Source organism: Arsenophonus nasoniae DSM 15247 (assembly GCF_000429565.1).
GTDB classification, from domain to species: domain Bacteria; phylum Pseudomonadota; class Gammaproteobacteria; order Enterobacterales; family Enterobacteriaceae; genus Arsenophonus; species Arsenophonus nasoniae.
The window spans coordinates 1-1,175 of the sequence record NZ_AUCC01000153.1; the positions used below are offsets into that span (position 1 = coordinate 1).

1 protein-coding gene is annotated in these 1,175 nt (G+C 48.5%); it reads left to right on the forward strand.

Annotated elements, in window-relative coordinates:
• Positions 1 to 179: 179 nt before the first annotated feature.
• Positions 180 to 1,175 (forward strand): replication endonuclease (locus tag G468_RS21575; protein ID WP_211229682.1); only part of this gene is annotated, 996 nt, incomplete at its 3' end.

The following is a 1,175-nucleotide window of genomic DNA, read 5'->3' on the forward strand; positions in this document are numbered from 1 at the left end:
ATCACTATCGGGAAACCGTCGATATCTTATCGCGCCGTTGTGAAACCGTGATTAATCTGCTTGATCCGGATAAATTGGGGGGTGCGCGTCGATGAGGTATGCCACGATTGATTTTACCGTCCCGCCGGTGACCTATTCACCCGAAATGAAATTGGCGTATTGGTGGAATCATCCGCGGCATGAAGCGGTTTCCTATCCGAAACCGCTTACCCGTGAGCAGCGTGTTCAGGGGGCAAGCGATTTTAAAGGATATCGCCTCGTTACCCCAGCATTTACGTTACCGTTATCAAAAACGTTATCAATCGTTAATCAGTGAAAAGGGCTTGCATGAGGCGCATCACTTTCTTTACTTTACGTTTCATCAAAAAATCTGGCCACGGCTGTCAGCCGTTAATCAACGTTATGAAATGCGGGTGGCAAACTGGCCACTGACCCTTATTGATACCCCCAATATTCTTGATTTCAATTTGCTGCCGGACATGAATAATCATCGGGTTAAACAGTTAGCCAGCCACCTGTCCGCCTTTTTTTTCCGTTTCTATGAAGGCTGTTGTGATCAAATCATCACGTCCCATCAGGGCGATAGAGACCGGATTTTTGATGAGACAGTCCAAACCGATATCTATGGTCGTTTAGCGGAATTGGCGCGAGGGTTACACGTCACCCCAGAATACTATTCATCCTATCAAAAAACGTTACGTCAACGTACGCAGGGCAAAAATCATCAAACGATGCCCCTTCGTCAGGTGTATGCGGCCGTTGCCCGTTTAATCAGTCGGGATTACTGGTTAACCCAATTGCGCTCACACCGCACCCGATGGGTCGAATCGCTGATGATCGCCGCGATGGAGGTGTGCAAGCAGCACCAACCTTATGCCAGTCAACAGGCGATCCGTGCGGTGAAGTCACAACGGCTGGCTAATTTACGCTACTTGCAAGCGATGCAAATCGAAGATATCGACAGGGGTGAACGCTTCGATTTAATCGACAAAGTGATGGCGAGTATTGCCAATCCGGAGATCCGCCGAATGGAATTGATGGCACAAATGGCCGGCATTGAAAAAATCGCGCTGGCGCGCAAGGATATTGGTATGTTCATCACGCTGACCTGTCCGTCAAAATATCACCCCACTAAATTGCGCCAGCGCGGAAAAGATAACATTGCGGTATTGAAT